The sequence below is a fragment of the Actinomadura chibensis NBRC 106107 genome, assembly GCF_001552135.1.
Lineage (GTDB): Bacteria > Actinomycetota > Actinomycetes > Streptosporangiales > Streptosporangiaceae > Spirillospora > Spirillospora chibensis.
The window spans coordinates 18,724-31,732 of record NZ_BCQP01000049.1 but is presented as its reverse complement, the minus strand read 5'-3'; the positions used below and the strand labels follow the sequence as shown (position 1 = coordinate 31,732).

The 13,009-nt window shown below is 72.4% G+C and carries 11 protein-coding genes; 4 read left to right on the top strand and 7 right to left on the bottom strand.

What is annotated here, in order from left to right; translation table 11 throughout:
• Positions 1–42 precede the first annotated feature (42 nt).
• Entirely contained in the window at positions 43–786 is a 744-nt protein-coding gene (locus tag ACH01S_RS27495) for an SDR family NAD(P)-dependent oxidoreductase (protein WP_067897648.1), read from the top strand.
• Between the two features lie 16 nt (positions 787–802).
• Here ACH01S_RS27495 and ACH01S_RS27490 read toward each other — a convergent pair whose 3' ends face one another.
• Together ACH01S_RS27490 and ACH01S_RS27485 are read right to left on the bottom strand one after the other, a co-directional pair.
• Complete coding sequence (locus tag ACH01S_RS27490) at positions 803–2,050, bottom strand: cytochrome P450 (RefSeq protein ID WP_083981202.1); 1,248 nt, start codon at positions 2,048–2,050, stop codon at positions 803–805.
• Positions 2,051–2,175: 125 nt separating this feature from the next.
• A complete protein-coding gene (locus ACH01S_RS27485) occupies positions 2,176–3,567 on the bottom strand; it encodes an aspartate aminotransferase family protein (RefSeq protein WP_067897642.1) in 1,392 nt (463 codons plus the stop codon).
• Between the two features lie 165 nt (positions 3,568–3,732).
• On the opposite strand from ACH01S_RS27485, the gene ACH01S_RS27480 reads away from it, so the two are divergent.
• Positions 3,733–4,686 (top strand): alpha/beta fold hydrolase, encoded by a 954-nt coding sequence (locus tag ACH01S_RS27480; protein WP_246237228.1) that lies wholly within the window; start codon positions 3,733–3,735, stop codon positions 4,684–4,686.
• Here ACH01S_RS27480 and ACH01S_RS27475 read toward each other — a convergent pair.
• The 3 genes from ACH01S_RS27475 to ACH01S_RS46190 form a co-directional block, all read right to left on the bottom strand.
• Entirely contained in the window at positions 4,683–6,263 is a 1,581-nt protein-coding gene (locus ACH01S_RS27475) for a GMC family oxidoreductase (RefSeq protein WP_067897639.1), read from the bottom strand. The genes ACH01S_RS27480 and ACH01S_RS27475 overlap by 4 nt on opposite strands.
• Before the next feature lie 80 nt (positions 6,264–6,343).
• Positions 6,344–7,345, bottom strand: a complete 1,002-nt coding sequence (locus tag ACH01S_RS27470) for an ATP-dependent DNA ligase (RefSeq protein WP_246237227.1) — start codon at positions 7,343–7,345, stop codon at positions 6,344–6,346.
• A gap of 102 nt (positions 7,346–7,447) precedes the next feature.
• Entirely contained in the window at positions 7,448–8,260 is an 813-nt protein-coding gene (locus tag ACH01S_RS46190; protein ID WP_246237226.1) for a TetR/AcrR family transcriptional regulator, read from the bottom strand.
• A gap of 88 nt (positions 8,261–8,348) precedes the next feature.
• On the opposite strand from ACH01S_RS46190, the gene ACH01S_RS27460 reads away from it, so the two are divergent.
• Both ACH01S_RS27460 and ACH01S_RS27455 read left to right on the top strand, forming a co-directional pair.
• Positions 8,349–8,720, top strand: coding sequence for a DUF4267 domain-containing protein (locus ACH01S_RS27460; protein WP_067897636.1), 372 nt, complete (start codon positions 8,349–8,351; stop codon positions 8,718–8,720).
• Between the two features lie 737 nt (positions 8,721–9,457).
• Positions 9,458–9,952 (top strand): cupin domain-containing protein, encoded by a 495-nt coding sequence (locus ACH01S_RS27455; RefSeq protein ID WP_067897633.1) that lies wholly within the window; start codon positions 9,458–9,460, stop codon positions 9,950–9,952.
• Between the two features lie 79 nt (positions 9,953–10,031).
• Here ACH01S_RS27455 and ACH01S_RS27450 read toward each other — a convergent pair whose 3' ends face one another.
• Complete coding sequence (locus tag ACH01S_RS27450; RefSeq protein WP_067897630.1) at positions 10,032–11,297, bottom strand: class I SAM-dependent methyltransferase; 1,266 nt, start codon at positions 11,295–11,297, stop codon at positions 10,032–10,034.
• 76 nt (positions 11,298–11,373) lie between these two features.
• Positions 11,374–12,741 carry an FAD-binding oxidoreductase gene (locus ACH01S_RS27445; protein WP_067897627.1) on the bottom strand — a complete coding sequence of 456 codons (1,368 nt, stop codon included), beginning with the start codon at positions 12,739–12,741 and terminating at the stop codon, positions 11,374–11,376.
• Positions 12,742–13,009 lie beyond the last annotated feature (268 nt).

The window sequence follows — 13,009 nt, the reverse complement described above, 5'->3', positions numbered from 1 at the left end:
GGTCTCTTCTCGGCCGGGCCGCCGCCGACGAGCCTGGGCGGCATGACAGCACAGATCGCGCTCATCACCGGAGCGAACAAGGGGATCGGATTCGAGACGGCGCGCGCGCTCGGCGGGCGGGGCATGACCGTCCTCGTCGGGGCCCGGTCCCCCGACCGCGGGGAGCGGGCCGCCGCCGCGCTCGCCGCCGAGGGGATCGACGCCCGGTTCGTCCAGGTGGACGTCACCGACGCCGCGTCCGTCGAGGCCGCCGCCAAGCGGATCGGCGACGCGCACGGACGGCTCGACGTCCTCGTCAACAACGCGGCGATCACGACGACGGACGCGACCGGTCGCGCGCCCTCGCCGCCGCCGAGCGGGGTCGCGCCGGAGCTCGTCCGGGCCGCGTTCGAGACCAACGTCTTCGGCGTCGTCGCGGTGACCAACGCCATGCTCCCGCTCCTGCGCCGCTCCCCCGCCGGGCGGATCGTCAACGTGTCCAGCGGCCTCGCCTCGCTGGGGTGGCTGACCGACCCGGCCGACCCGCTCGACGGTCCGAACCTGCTGCCGTACAACGCGTCCAAGACGGCGCTGAACGCGGTGACCGTCGCCTACGCCAGGGAGCTGGCGGACACGCCGATCAAGGTGAACGCGGTGGCCCCCGGCTACTGCGCCACCGACCTGAACGGGCACTCCGGGCACCGGACGGCGGCGCAGGGCGCGGCGGTGATCGCGGGCGTCGCGGCGCAGGGCCCGGACGGCCCGTCCGGCGCGTACCTGGCCGAGGAGGGCCCGCTGCCCTGGTGAGCCGGAGCCGGGCGGGTCAGAGCGCGTAGGGCAGGCGCTTGATCCCGTTGATGAAGTTGGACTCCAACCGCTCGGGCTCGCCGGACGCGCGGACGCCGGGCGTCCGGCGCAGCAGCTCCCGGAACATGACGGTGATCTCGCGCCTGGCGAGGTGCGCGCCGAGGCAGAAGTGCGGCCCGGGCCCGCCGAACCCGACGTGCGGGTTCGGGTCGCGCAGGATGTCGAACCTCTCCGGGTCGGTGAACACCGTCTCGTCGCGGTTGGCCGACCAGTAGTAGAGGACGAGCTTGTCGCCCTCCTTGACCTCGTACCCGTTGAGCGTGGTGTCGCGGGTGGCGGTGCGCCGCATCCAGATCACCGGCGACACGTACCGGACGATCTCCTCGACCGCGCCGGGCATCCGGGCGTCGAGGTCCTCGGCGAGCAGGGCCCGCTGGTCGGGGTTGCGGGTGAAGAGGTCGAGGCCGTGCGCGATGGCGTTGCGGGTCGTCTCGTTCCCGGCGACGACGAGCAGGATGAAGAACGAGCCGAGTTCCTGGTCGGTGAGCGACTCGCCGTCGATGTTGGCGTTGACCAGGGCGGACGTGAGGTCGTCGGTCGGGTCGTCGCGGCGCCTGCGGCCGAGCTCCTCGACCAGGCCCCTGAGGGTCTCGCCCGCGCCGAGCAGCGCCATCGCGAACTCCTCGGGGTCGTCGGACGGGACGAACTCCGCGTCGTTCCCCGCGAGGATCACGTTGGTGGCGTCGAGCACCGTACTGTAGTGCTCCTCGCCGATGCCCATCATGTCGCAGATGATCTTCAAGGGGAGCCGGGCGGCGACGTCCGCGACGAAGTCGCCGGTGCCGCCGCCCGCCGCGACGCCCTCGACGATCTGCCCGGCGACCGCCTCCACCCGGTCCTCGAACCGCTGGATCATGCGCGGCGAGAACGCCCGGGACACGATCCGGCGGATCTTGGCGTGCCGCGGGTCGTCCATGCTGATCATGGAGCCGAAGTACTCATGCATGTCGCCGGGCATGTCCGGGATGCTGATCGCGCCCTTGCCGGAGCAGAAGTCCTGCGGGCGCCGGGACGCCTCGACCACGTCCTCGTACCTGGTCAGCGCGTAGTAGCCGGGGCCCTGCGGCATGATGACGATGTCGGGTTCCTCGAACAGCACCAGCTCGGGGTGCCACCGGAGGGCCCTGAACGCGTCATGGCGGTAGTCGTGCGGCCGCCGCCAGAACTCCCAGTCCGTCAGGTTGATGTCCTCGACCTTGGGCACCCGCCACCACCTCGCCACTTCCGAACTCGATTCGGTTTACACGCACCCTCTCAAAGTAAAGCCGCAAGCGCACGCTTATCGCCACGGTGACGCGCGTCACAGCAGCCGGCAAGGGCCGATCGGGGTCAGAGGCGCGCCCACGCCTCCGTCAGGACCGAGCGGAGGATCCCCTCGATCTCGTCGAAGTGGCGCTGGTCGCAGACCAGCGGCGGCGCGAGCTGGACGACCGGGTCCCCGCGGTCGTCGGCGCGGCAGTACAGGCCCGCGTCGTACAGCGCCCGGTCGAGGAACCCGCGCAGCAGCCGCTCGGACTCGGCGTCGTCGAACGTCTCCCGCGTCTCCTTGTCCTTCACGAGCTCGACGCCGTAGAAGTAGCCGTCGCCGCGGACGTCCCCGACGATCGGCAGGTCGAGGAGCCGTTCGAGGGTGGCGCGGAAGGCGTCCTCGTTCCGCCGGACGTGCCCGGTCAGGTCCTCGCGCTCGAACAGGTCGAGGTTGGCGAGCGCCACGGCCGCCGACACCGGGTGGCCGCCGAAGGTGTAGCCGTGCGCGAACATCTCCGTCCCGCGGCCGAACGGCTCGAACAGGCGGTCGGCGACCAGCATCCCGCCGAGCGGCGCGTACCCGGACGTCACGCCCTTGGCGAAGGTGATGACGTCGGGCGTGTAGCCGTACCGCTGCGCGCCGAACATCGCGCCGAGGCGGCCGAACGCGCAGATCACCTCGTCCGACACCAGCAGGACGTCGTGCCGGTCGCAGATCTCCCGGACGCGCCGGAAGTAGCCCGGCGGGGGCGGGAAGCAGCCGCCCGCGTTCTGCACCGGCTCCAGGAACACGGCCGCGACGGTCTCGGGCCCCTCGAACTCGATGGCCTCCTCGATCCGGTCGGCGGCCCAGCGGCCGAACGCCTCGGGGTCGGCGCGGTGCTCGGCGGCGGCCCGGTAGGCGTTGGTGTTCGGCACCCGGAACCCGCTCGGCACGAGCGGCTCGTACGGCGCCTTCAGGCCGGGCAGGCCGGTGATCGACAGCGCGCCGTGCGGGGTGCCGTGGTAGGCGACCGCGCGGCTGATGACCTTGTGCTTGCCCGGCTTCCCGGTGAGCTTGAAGTAGTGCTTGGCGAGCTTCCACGCGCTCTCCACGGCCTCGCCGCCGCCGGTGGTGAAGAAGACGCGGCGAAGGCCGTCCGGGGCGAGGCCCGCGAGCCGCTCGGCCAGCTCGGCGGCCTTCGGGTGCGCGTACGACCAGATCGGGAAGAACGCCAGCTCGGCTGCCTGCTTGGCGGCGGCCTGCGCCAGCTCCTCGCGGCCGTGCCCGGCCTGGACGGCGAACAGCCCGGACAGCCCGTCCAGGTAGCGGCGGCCCGCCGCGTCGTACACGTAGGGCCCCTCGCCGCGGACGATCATCGGGATGGCGCCGCCGTCGTCCCGGGAGTGGCGGGCGAAGTGCATCCACAGGTGGTCGCGCGCCGCCCGCTGCAACGCGTCGTGCTGGTGGCTCGTCACGTCCGGCTCTGTCATCACGATCCCTTTGAGAGCGATTGATCCAGTTGCGATGATGCTAAATGAGTACGGAATCCGCTGTAAACACATGGTGTGACACTGGTATCCGAAGGAGATGATGATGAACACCTCCGTGGTGGGAGCGGGCCGGGTAGCGTGCGCCGCGAACCGGAGGAGGGCCCCATGGACGAGATGGACGACACGGACGAGATGGACGACACGGACGGCGCCGGCGACACCGGCGGCGTCGCCGACATCGAGGTTGGATCGGTCCGCGCGGGCGGGCTCGACTTCGCCCTCCTCACGGCGGGCCCCGAGGACGGGCCGCTCGCGCTGCTCCTGCACGGCTTCCCCGACTCGGCGCACACCTGGCGGCACCTCATGCCCGAGCTGGCCGCCGCCGGATACCGCGCGGTCGCCCCGTTCACGCGCGGCTACGCGCCGACGTCCGTCCCGGCGGACGGCGTCTACCAGGCCGGGGCCCTCGCCGCCGACGCCGTCGCCCTGCACGAGGCGCTCGGCGGCGGGCCGGACGCCGTGATCGTCGGGCACGACTGGGGCGCCTTCGCCGCCTACGGCGCCGCGAACACCGCCCCGGACCGCTGGCGGCGGACCGTCGCGCTGTCGGTCCCGCCGATCCCGGTGATGGCCGGGGTGTTCTTCGACTACGAGCAGCTCAAGCGCTCGTTCTACATCTTCGTCTTCCAGACGCGGTTCGCCGAGGCCGCCGTCGACCGGGGGTTCATCGAGAACCTGTGGCGCGACTGGTCACCGCCCGGCGCGGGCGAGCGCGCGGAGGACGTCGACCACGCCATGGCCTGCCTCGCCGCCCCGGACAACGTCTCCGCCGCGCTCGGCTACTACCGCGCGATGTTCGACCACTCGCGGCATTCCGAGCGGTACGCGGCCGAGCAGGAGGCCGTGTCGGCCAAGGGCGAGGTCCCCGTCCTCTACCTGCACGGCGCGGAGGACGGCTGCCTCAGCGCCGACGTCATCGCCCCCGGCGGGGACCTCGGGCCCGTCCTCGCGGCGCTGCCGGACGGGTCGCACGCGGAGCTCGTCCCCGGGGCGGGGCACTTCGTCCAGCTCGACCGGCCCGACCGGGTGAACGAGCGCGTCCTCGCCTGGCTGCGCTAGCGCCCAGCCTCGGCTCCGGCCCGCGCCTTCGCCTGCTTGATCAGATCGGCGGCCTTCTCGCCGATCATGATGGCGGGCGCGTTGGTGTGCCCGCGGGTGATCCGCGGCAGGACGGAGGCGTCCGCGACGCGCAGCCCCGCCACGCCGCGGACGCGGAGGTCGGGGTCGACGACGGCGTCGCCGTCGGTCCCCATCCGGCAGGTGCCGGTCGGGTGGTAGAGCGTCTCGCTGGTCCGCCGGATGTACCCGGCGAGGGACGCGTCGCCGTCCGCGCCGGTGTAGGGGTCCATCGGCGGGCCGATGTAGGGCTTCAGCGGCTCGGCCGCGAGCAGCTCCTCCGCCCGCCGGACGCCGCGCATCAGCACGCGGAGGTCGCGGTCGGAGGTCAGGTAGGCCGGGTCGATGGTCGGCGCGGCGGCCGGGGCGGCGGACGCGAGCGCGACCCGTCCGGACGACTCGGGCTGCAGCAGCACCACGCCGACCGTCACGCCGTGCTCGGTCGGCGGCGTCAGCCCGTGCCCGACGAACGGGGCGGGCGCGAACACCAGCTCCAGGTCGGGCGCTTGCAGCGCCGGATCGCTCTTGGTGAACACCACCGCCTCGCCCACGTTGGACGTGAACGGCCCGCGCCGCAGCAGCAGGTAGCGGGCGACGTTCGGGAGCGACTCCGCGCCCGCGAGGGTGACCGCCCGCGGGCAGCGCCGCACGACGCCGACCGCGAGATGGTCCTGGAGGTGCCGTCCGACCGCCGGCCGCTCCACGACCGGCTCGACGCCCACCTCGCGCAGGTTGTCGGGGTCGCCGACGCCGGACAGCATCAGCAGGTGCGGCGAGCCGATCGCCCCCGCCGACAGCACGACCTCGCGGCGGGCCGTGACGCGCTCCCCGCCGTACTCGACGCCGGTCGCCCGGCCGTCCTCGATCAGGACCCGCGCCACCTGCGCGCCCGTGACCACGGTCAGGTTCGGGCGCCTGCGGGCGGGGCGCAGGTAGGCGTCCGCCGCGCTGCACCGCCGGCCGCGCCGCTGGCTGACCGGCGTCAGCGCGTACCCCTCGTTGGACGGCCCGTTCAGCTCCGGCAGCCGCGCCAGCCCGGACGCCGCGCACGCGGCGAGGAACGCGCGGGTCGCCTCGTTCGGGCTGCGCTGCTCGGAGATCGTCACCGGGCCGGACGTCCCGTACACGCCGCCGTCGTTGCTGCCGACGCGTCCCTCGGCGCGGCGGAAGTACGGCTCGACGTCGTCGTAGGTCCAGCCGGGGACGTCCCAGCCGTCGTAGTCGGCGGCGTGGCCGCGCACCCACATCATCGCGTTCATCGACGACGAGCCGCCGAGCATCTTGCCGCGCGGCCAGTACAGCCCGCGCCCGTCCAGCTCGGCCTGCCGGACGGTGGTGAAGTCCCAGTCGTACTCGGTCTTGAACAGCCTCGGGAACGCGGCCGGGACGTGGATCTCGCTCTTGTCGTCCGGCCCGCCCGCCTCCAGCAGGGCGACCGTGACGGAGGCGTCCTCGGACAGCCGCGCGGCCAGGGCGCATCCCGCGGACCCGGCGCCGACGATGACGTAGTCGTGTTCCATGAGGGCTCCCGCGCTCCGCGGGCCGTGCCGGCGGCCCGTTCAGGACGGGCTTACCATCGGCGGGCCGCCGCGTCCATGTGTCATGCGCCGAAGAAAGGCGCCTCGCCGGGATCGAGGTCCGGCCGGACGCGCACGAACCTGACCCCGTGCCGCCACCGCCCGTGCTCGACGGCGGCGTCCGCGCTGAACTCGACGACGACCTCCGGCTCCGTCCGGACGTAGCGGATCGGCGGGTGCGCCCCGTACGGGCCGCCCGCGAACCCGGCGGGCAGCTCGGCGGGCCACGGATGGTCCTGGTCGGCGTGCCGCAGGACCTCCGCCAGCTCCACGCGGGCGGCGGGCGGGAGCGGCGTCGTCCGCGCGACGACGCGGAGCCTGCCGTCGGCGTCGTACCGGCCGAGGATCAGCGACTCGGGCGCCTGCCTCGTCCCGGTCACGCCGCCGACGATCGCCTCGGTGGTGATCCGCCGCTTCACCTTCCGCCAGGCGCGGCGCCCCTCCCGGTAGGCGCCGCCCGCGTCCTTGACGACGAGGCCCTCGACGCCCTGCCCGGCCAGCGCGTCGAACCAGACCCGGGCCTCCTCGACGTCGGCGGTCTGCGGCGTCGCGACGACCCGCGCGCCCGCCGGGGCGCCGCCGAGCAGCGCCTCCAGGACGGCGCGCCGCTCCCGCAGCGGGCGCGGGCGCAGGTCGGCGCCGTCCGATTCGAGGACGTCGAACACGACGTAGTGGCAGGGCTCGGTCCGGGCGAGGTCGCGGCGGCGGCGTCCCGCGACGTGGCGGCGCTGCAGGGCGGCGAAGTCGAGGCGGCCGTCCTCCCCCCAGCGGACGGTCTCGCCGTCGACGACCGTCCCCGGCCGGAGCTGCTCCGCGACCGCCGCGACGATCTCCGGGAACGCCTCGTCGAGCCTCGTGCGGCGGCGCGACCACAGGTTCACCGCGCCGGAGTCGGTCACGATCGCGACCGTCCGGAAGCCGTCGAACTTCGGCTCGTACACGCAGCCGCCGGGGCACGACTGCGGCGGCGGGATGCGGTCGACCGTCGTCGCCAGCATCGGCTTCACCGGGGACGTGATGTGCATGGCGTCCCCCCGGGGTCGGCGTCTCGTCCCCCGCCTACCCCCGTTGACCTGGGGAGATATCCGGCCGGGCGGAATGTTGACCCGGCGTTGGGCGGCCCGAGGTCAGCCCGAGAACCGGCGGACCAGCAGGGCGAGACGGGCGTCCCGGTGCTCGGGGGGCAGGCGTCCGGCGCGGGTGAGCGTGACGAGGCCGTGCAGGGCGCTCCAGAACGTCTCGGTCAGGAGGTCCAGGTCGTCGTCGCGGGCGAGCGGGCGCAACGCCTCGCGCAGCTCGCCGAACCCGGCGTGCAGCGCGGCGGGCGCCTCCGGACTCGCGAACGGCAGATCGACGGAGTGGGTGAACATGGCGTCATAGAGAGCGGGCCGCCGCTCAGCAAACCCGACATAGGCAGCACCCACCGCCGCAACCTCCCCCACCCACCCGGCCCTGTCCCGCGCCTCCCCGCCCCGCTGCCCGGCCCCGCCCCGCACCCGCCCAGCACCGTCCCGCCGCTGCCCGACGCCGTCCCGCACCTGCCCAGCACCGTCGCGCCCCTGCGCAGCATCGTCGCGCGCCTGCGCAGCATCGTCGCGCGCCTGGTCAGCACCGTCCCGCGCCTGTCCGACGCCGTCGCCCCCCTGCCCAGCGTCGTCGCGCCCCCGCCCGGCAGCGTCGTGCGTGTGCCGGGCGTTGTCGCGCGCTTGCCTCAGTTCTGCGGCGAGGTCGGCGAACCCCTCGACCGCGACCGCCGCCATGATCGCGTCCTTGCCCTTGAAGTGGCTGTACAGGACGGGCTGGCTGTACTCGATCTCGGCGGCGAGCCGCCGCGTGGTCACCGCGTCCCAGCCCTCGCTCTCGGCCAGCTCGCGGGCGGCGGTGACGATCAGCCGCTCCCGCTCGGCCCGCTCGCGCTCTCGGCGCTTCTGGATCGACATGACCGCGATTCTAGCACCGCTAGCGCTTCTGCCATCGCTATGCTAGCGTCGTTCTTGTTCCTAGCAGTGCTAGATATTGGAGATACCGATGCTGACCCCCTTCGCTTATGGACTGGCCGTCGCGCTGACGCTGTTCGTCGCCTTCATCGGCGCGCGGTTCCTCATCTCGCCCCGTCCGGCCGCGGCCGGATACGGCGTGCCCGCCAAGGCAGATGGCGACGCCGCCTACCTGGAGATCAAGGGACTGCGCGATCTCGTCTTCGGCGTCCTCGGCCTCGCGCTCGCCGCCTTCGCAAGCGCCCATGCCCTCGGGTGGTACATGCTGGTCGTCGCGCTCGTCCCGGCCGGGGACGCACTGATCGTCCGACGGCACGGCGGAACGTGGGCCGCCGCCCTCGGCATCCACGCCGCCACCGCCGTCGTCGTCCTCGCCAGCGCCGCCCTACTGTTCGCCGTCTAACCCCCACCCGCGCCATCCATGCCCGCTCCGTCCCCGCGCCCACCCGAGTTGCGCCCATCCGCCCCGCGCCCATCCCGCGTTCCATCCGGCGCACGCCCCTCCGTCCCACGCACGGACCGGTCCGCGCCGACCGGCTCGCGCCCGTCCCACGTCCGATCCGTCCCGCGCACCGCCCGGCCCTCGCCCGGCCCGCGACCATCCGTCCCGCGACCCGCCCGGGCCACGCCCCGTCCGACTCGCGTCCCATCCGTCCCGCGCATCGTTCGGCCCGCGCATCGTTCGGCCCGCACCGCACCGCACGCACCGCAGGGGCCGCGCGCAGGGCCCGCGTCCATCCGTCCCGCGACCCGCCTGGGCCGCATCCCAACCGGCCCGCGTCCCAACCGGCCCGCGCGCCGACCGGTCCGCGCCCGTCCCACGTTCCATCCGTCCCGCGCATCGTTCGGTTCGCACCGACCGGCTCGCGCCCGTCTCACGTCTCATTCGTCACGCGACCTGCCTGGGTCGCGCACCGTCTGGGCAGTGTTTCGCCCGGCCCGCTCAGCCCGGCCCATGCTTCATTCGGCGGGGCACCGCTCGGTCCGCGCTCGTCGTCATCCGGGAGGCCGTGCTTCATCTGGGGTGTGCGGTGTCCGGGCTGCATTCTGGCCGTCTCGGGCTTGAGTTGTACTGAAACCGACCCGCGTTGAACCGATCCGCGTCGCACGTTGTTCGTGCCGCATCGAGGAGTGACCCACATGTCATTGATCGCACCGGACTTCGACGAGTCCGTCATCGTCCGTTCCGCCGAGGCCGAGGTGATCGGCCGGTCGCCGACCACGATCCGGCTGCTGGCCGACAGCAGCGCGACCGGCGGGGCGCTGTCCACGCAGCGCGTCACCCTCGCGGGCGGTGCGGACGGCGCCAAACCGCACCGCCACGACGGCTCCGCCGAGCTGTTCTACATGCTGGACGGCGCGGCCCAACTGCTGTCCGGCGAGCAGGTCGTGACGGCGGAACGCGGCGACCTCGTCGTCGTCCCGCCCGGCCTGCCGCACGCCTTCGCCGCCGCGCCCGGCGAGGACGCCGACCTCCTCATCGTCATCACGCCGGGCGTCGAGCGGTTCGAGTACTTCCGGCACCTGGAGCGCATCGCCTACGGCAAGGTCCCGCCGGAGAGCCTGCTCGACGTCCAGGAGCTGTACGACACCTACTTCCTCAACAGCGCGGCGTGGGACGCCGCCAGATCCTGACCCGGACGCCGGACGGCGGGTCGCGCGGGGTCGTCCCCGGCGCGGCCCGCCGTCATCGGTGTCGGGAGCGGTTCAGCCGTCACGATCCCCAGTCGGGACGCAGCGGCATGTGGCTCACGCCGTCGTCGTCCAGCTTGACGCCGAGGGTCTGGTGCAACTGGATCCAGTTCTGGTTGAAGCCGAGCACGCAACCCGCCATGTAGACGCGCCACACGCGGGCCGTGCCCTCGCCGACCTCGGCGACGGCCTCGTCCCAGTGGGCGTCGAGGTTGTCGCACCAGCCGGTCAGCGTGCGGGCGTAGTGCTCGCGCAGGTTCTCCTGGTGCCGGATCTCGAAGCCCGCGTCGTTCATCTGCATCTGGACGTAGCCGGGGCCTTCGAGCTCACCGTCCGGGAACACGTACCGGTTGATGAACCCGTTCTCCTTGCGGGACGGCAGCGTGTTGTCGGGACGGGTGATGGTGTGGTTCAGCATCCGCCCGCCCTTCCTCAGCTTCCCGTACAGGAACGAGAAGTAGGCCGGAAGGTTCTTCTTGCCGATGTGCTCGGTCAGCCCGATGGAGCTGATGGCGTCGAAACCCGTCTCGGTGACGTCCCGGTAGTCGAGGTGCCGCACCTCGGCCAGGTCGGACAGGCCGCGGTCGGCGATGGCCTTCTGCGCCCACTCGGCCTGCTGCTTGGACAGCGTCACCCCGAGCGCCTTGACCCCGTACTCCTTCGCGGCGTGCATCACCATGCCGCCCCAGCCGCAGCCCACGTCCAGCAGCCGCATCCCCGGCTTCAGCGCGATCTTCCGCGCCACCAGGTCGTGCTTGTTGAACTGGGCCTCCTCCAGCGTCGCGTCCTCCCGGGGGTAGCACGCGCACGTGTAGGCCATGGACGGGCCGAGGACCCACTCGTAGAAGGTGTTCGAGACGTCGTAGTGGTGCGAGATCGCCCGCGCGTCCCGCTTCTTGGAGTGCCGCAGCCACGACGGGATGCGGCTGAACGGCGCCTCCTGGGGCGGCGGGTCCAGCCGGCGGGTCGCCGCGGCGCGCAGCAGGGGATCGCCCACCACCGCGCCGACGATCCGCGCCTTGTCCACCCGCGTCACGTCGCTCAGCACCTGCTGCATCGTCGTCAACGCCCTGATCATGTCGCCGTGGACGTCGAGCATCCCGGTGACATAGGCGCGGGCGAGCCCCAGCGCGCCGGGCGAGTGCAGCAGGTACGACACCGCGTACGGCGAACGGACGTCCAGCCGGATGTCGGCGCCGGGCACCCCCGCGCGCGACCCGTCGTACGCCGTGAACTCCACTGGCGCCTCAGCCCCGGCGAGCTGCTCGAAGACCCTCGCCAGCGTCATGTGATCCCTCCTGTCTCTCCGCCCCGGCGCCGATGGACGCGGCCGACCGGGACACTCCCCCGAAGCGGGCGCCTGGTCAGCGTCCGCGTACGCACTTGTCGTAGAGGCCCAGCAGTCGCCCGGCCGGATCGTAGCCGCCCTTGAGCCGCCGGTAGGTCTCCCCGTCGTAGTAACGCCAGAACTCGTCCCTGCCGTAAAAAGCGGTCGAGTAGAGGGACTTGTGGCCGTCAAGGGCCGCGACCTTGCGTTCGATCAGCCGGTTGTGGTGTTCGGGGATGCGGCCCGGGGGAAGCCTCACCGTTCCCCAGAAACCCACGTTCACGTAGGCGCGGCCTACTTCGAGCGGGTACAGGGGCCACCGCTCCTTCGCCTTCAGCGGGCACAGCCACACCGGGCTCATGCCGACCTCTTCGTGGAAGAACTCCAGGAACTCGGGGAGGCGCTCGACCGGGACCTCGATGTCCTGGATGACGTCCTCGCGCGGCCTCAGCCCCCGCCACCGCTCCACGTGCGCGACGACGTGGTACCGGCGGTCGTAGGCGACGAGCTTGCGGTACACGTCGGAGCGCTTGTACTTGTCGGGCCAGAGCCTCCGGACCGTCGGGTTCTGCACGCCGAACGCGCGCGAACACCAGAACCAGTCGGTGTCCCAGCGCCAGATGTAGTCGCGGACCGTCAGGAAGTCGACCGACCGCTCCCGGATCGACTTGTAGTAGATCCCCTGGCCCGTGTAGTCGGACGTGTACGGGGCCGAGTCGGCGAAGAAGCCCAGGGTGATGTACTGCTCGCCGGGACTGAAGTACGTCCCGTCCATGAAGTCGACGGTCTCGCCCTCGAACGTCCCCGCCTCGGTGATCTCGCCCATCGCCTTGGCCAGTTCGGCCGCGTCGCCGAACCGCAGATGGCGCAGCCGCACGTACGGGCGCACCGGCCGCAGCTCGATCTTCAGGCGGAGGGAGTAGCCGAGCGTCCCGTAGGAGTTGGGGAAGCCGTAGAACAGGTCGGCGTGCTCGTTGTCCCTCGTCGCGGTGACGACGCGTCCGTCTCCGGTGAGGACTTCGAGTTCCAGGACGCCTTCGTGGGGCAGGCCGTCGCGGAACGACGTCGACTCGATGCCGAGGCCGGTGACCGCGCCGCCCAGCGTGATCGTCTTGAGCTGCGGGACGACCGTCGGCATCAGCCCGTGCGGCAGCGTCGCGTCGACGAGGTCCTCGTAGGTCGTCATGCCCTGGACCTGGGCCGTCCGCTCCTCGGGGTCGACGCTCAGCACCCGGTCGAAGCCGGACACGTCCAGCCCGGGCGCATCCGAGGGGTCGCGCCACCGGAACAGGTTCGAGGTCCGCTTCGCGAGCCGTATCGGCGTCCCCTCGGGGATCGCCTCGTACGACCTCCTGAGCGCTTCCACCGCCCGCTGGTGATCGCCCCTGACCGCAAGTTCCGTCATCTACCCCTCCCGAACACAGTTAATCGATCATCCCATGCACGGTCCACACAACCCGGACGTTAGGGGAGTCACAGGCACGGAGGGGAATAAGCCCACACGCGCACACCATCGACGTCTTTTCATCTCCTGCAGGCCACACCACCGCCACAGCCCAGCCACGTCAACCTTTCCCCAAAGCCCCACCCTGACAAACCCCACGTCCCGTCCCGTGGACACGTGGCCGCGCAACTCCCCCACACGCGCCGTGAACGCCGCCACGACACACCGA

Bases quoted from the DNA above. Each gene is read 5' to 3' on its own strand.
- ACH01S_RS27450 (WP_067897630.1), bottom strand. From the start codon at position 11,297: ATGACGCTGGCGAGGGTCTTCGAGCAGCTCGCCGGGGCTGAGGCGCCA.
- ACH01S_RS27495 (WP_067897648.1), top strand. From the start codon at position 43: ATGACAGCACAGATCGCGCTCATCACCGGAGCGAACAAGGGGATCGGA.
- ACH01S_RS46190 (WP_246237226.1), bottom strand. From the start codon at position 8,260: ATGTCGATCCAGAAGCGCCGAGAGCGCGAGCGGGCCGAGCGGGAGCGG.
- ACH01S_RS27485 (WP_067897642.1), bottom strand. From the start codon at position 3,567: ATGACAGAGCCGGACGTGACGAGCCACCAGCACGACGCGTTGCAGCGG.
- ACH01S_RS27470 (WP_246237227.1), bottom strand. From the start codon at position 7,345: ATGCACATCACGTCCCCGGTGAAGCCGATGCTGGCGACGACGGTCGAC.
- ACH01S_RS27455 (WP_067897633.1), top strand. From the start codon at position 9,458: ATGTCATTGATCGCACCGGACTTCGACGAGTCCGTCATCGTCCGTTCC.
- ACH01S_RS27475 (WP_067897639.1), bottom strand. From the start codon at position 6,263: ATGGAACACGACTACGTCATCGTCGGCGCCGGGTCCGCGGGATGCGCC.
- ACH01S_RS27460 (WP_067897636.1), top strand. From the start codon at position 8,349: ATGCTGACCCCCTTCGCTTATGGACTGGCCGTCGCGCTGACGCTGTTC.
- ACH01S_RS27480 (WP_246237228.1), top strand. From the start codon at position 3,733: ATGGACGAGATGGACGACACGGACGAGATGGACGACACGGACGGCGCC.
- ACH01S_RS27445 (WP_067897627.1), bottom strand. From the start codon at position 12,741: ATGACGGAACTTGCGGTCAGGGGCGATCACCAGCGGGCGGTGGAAGCG.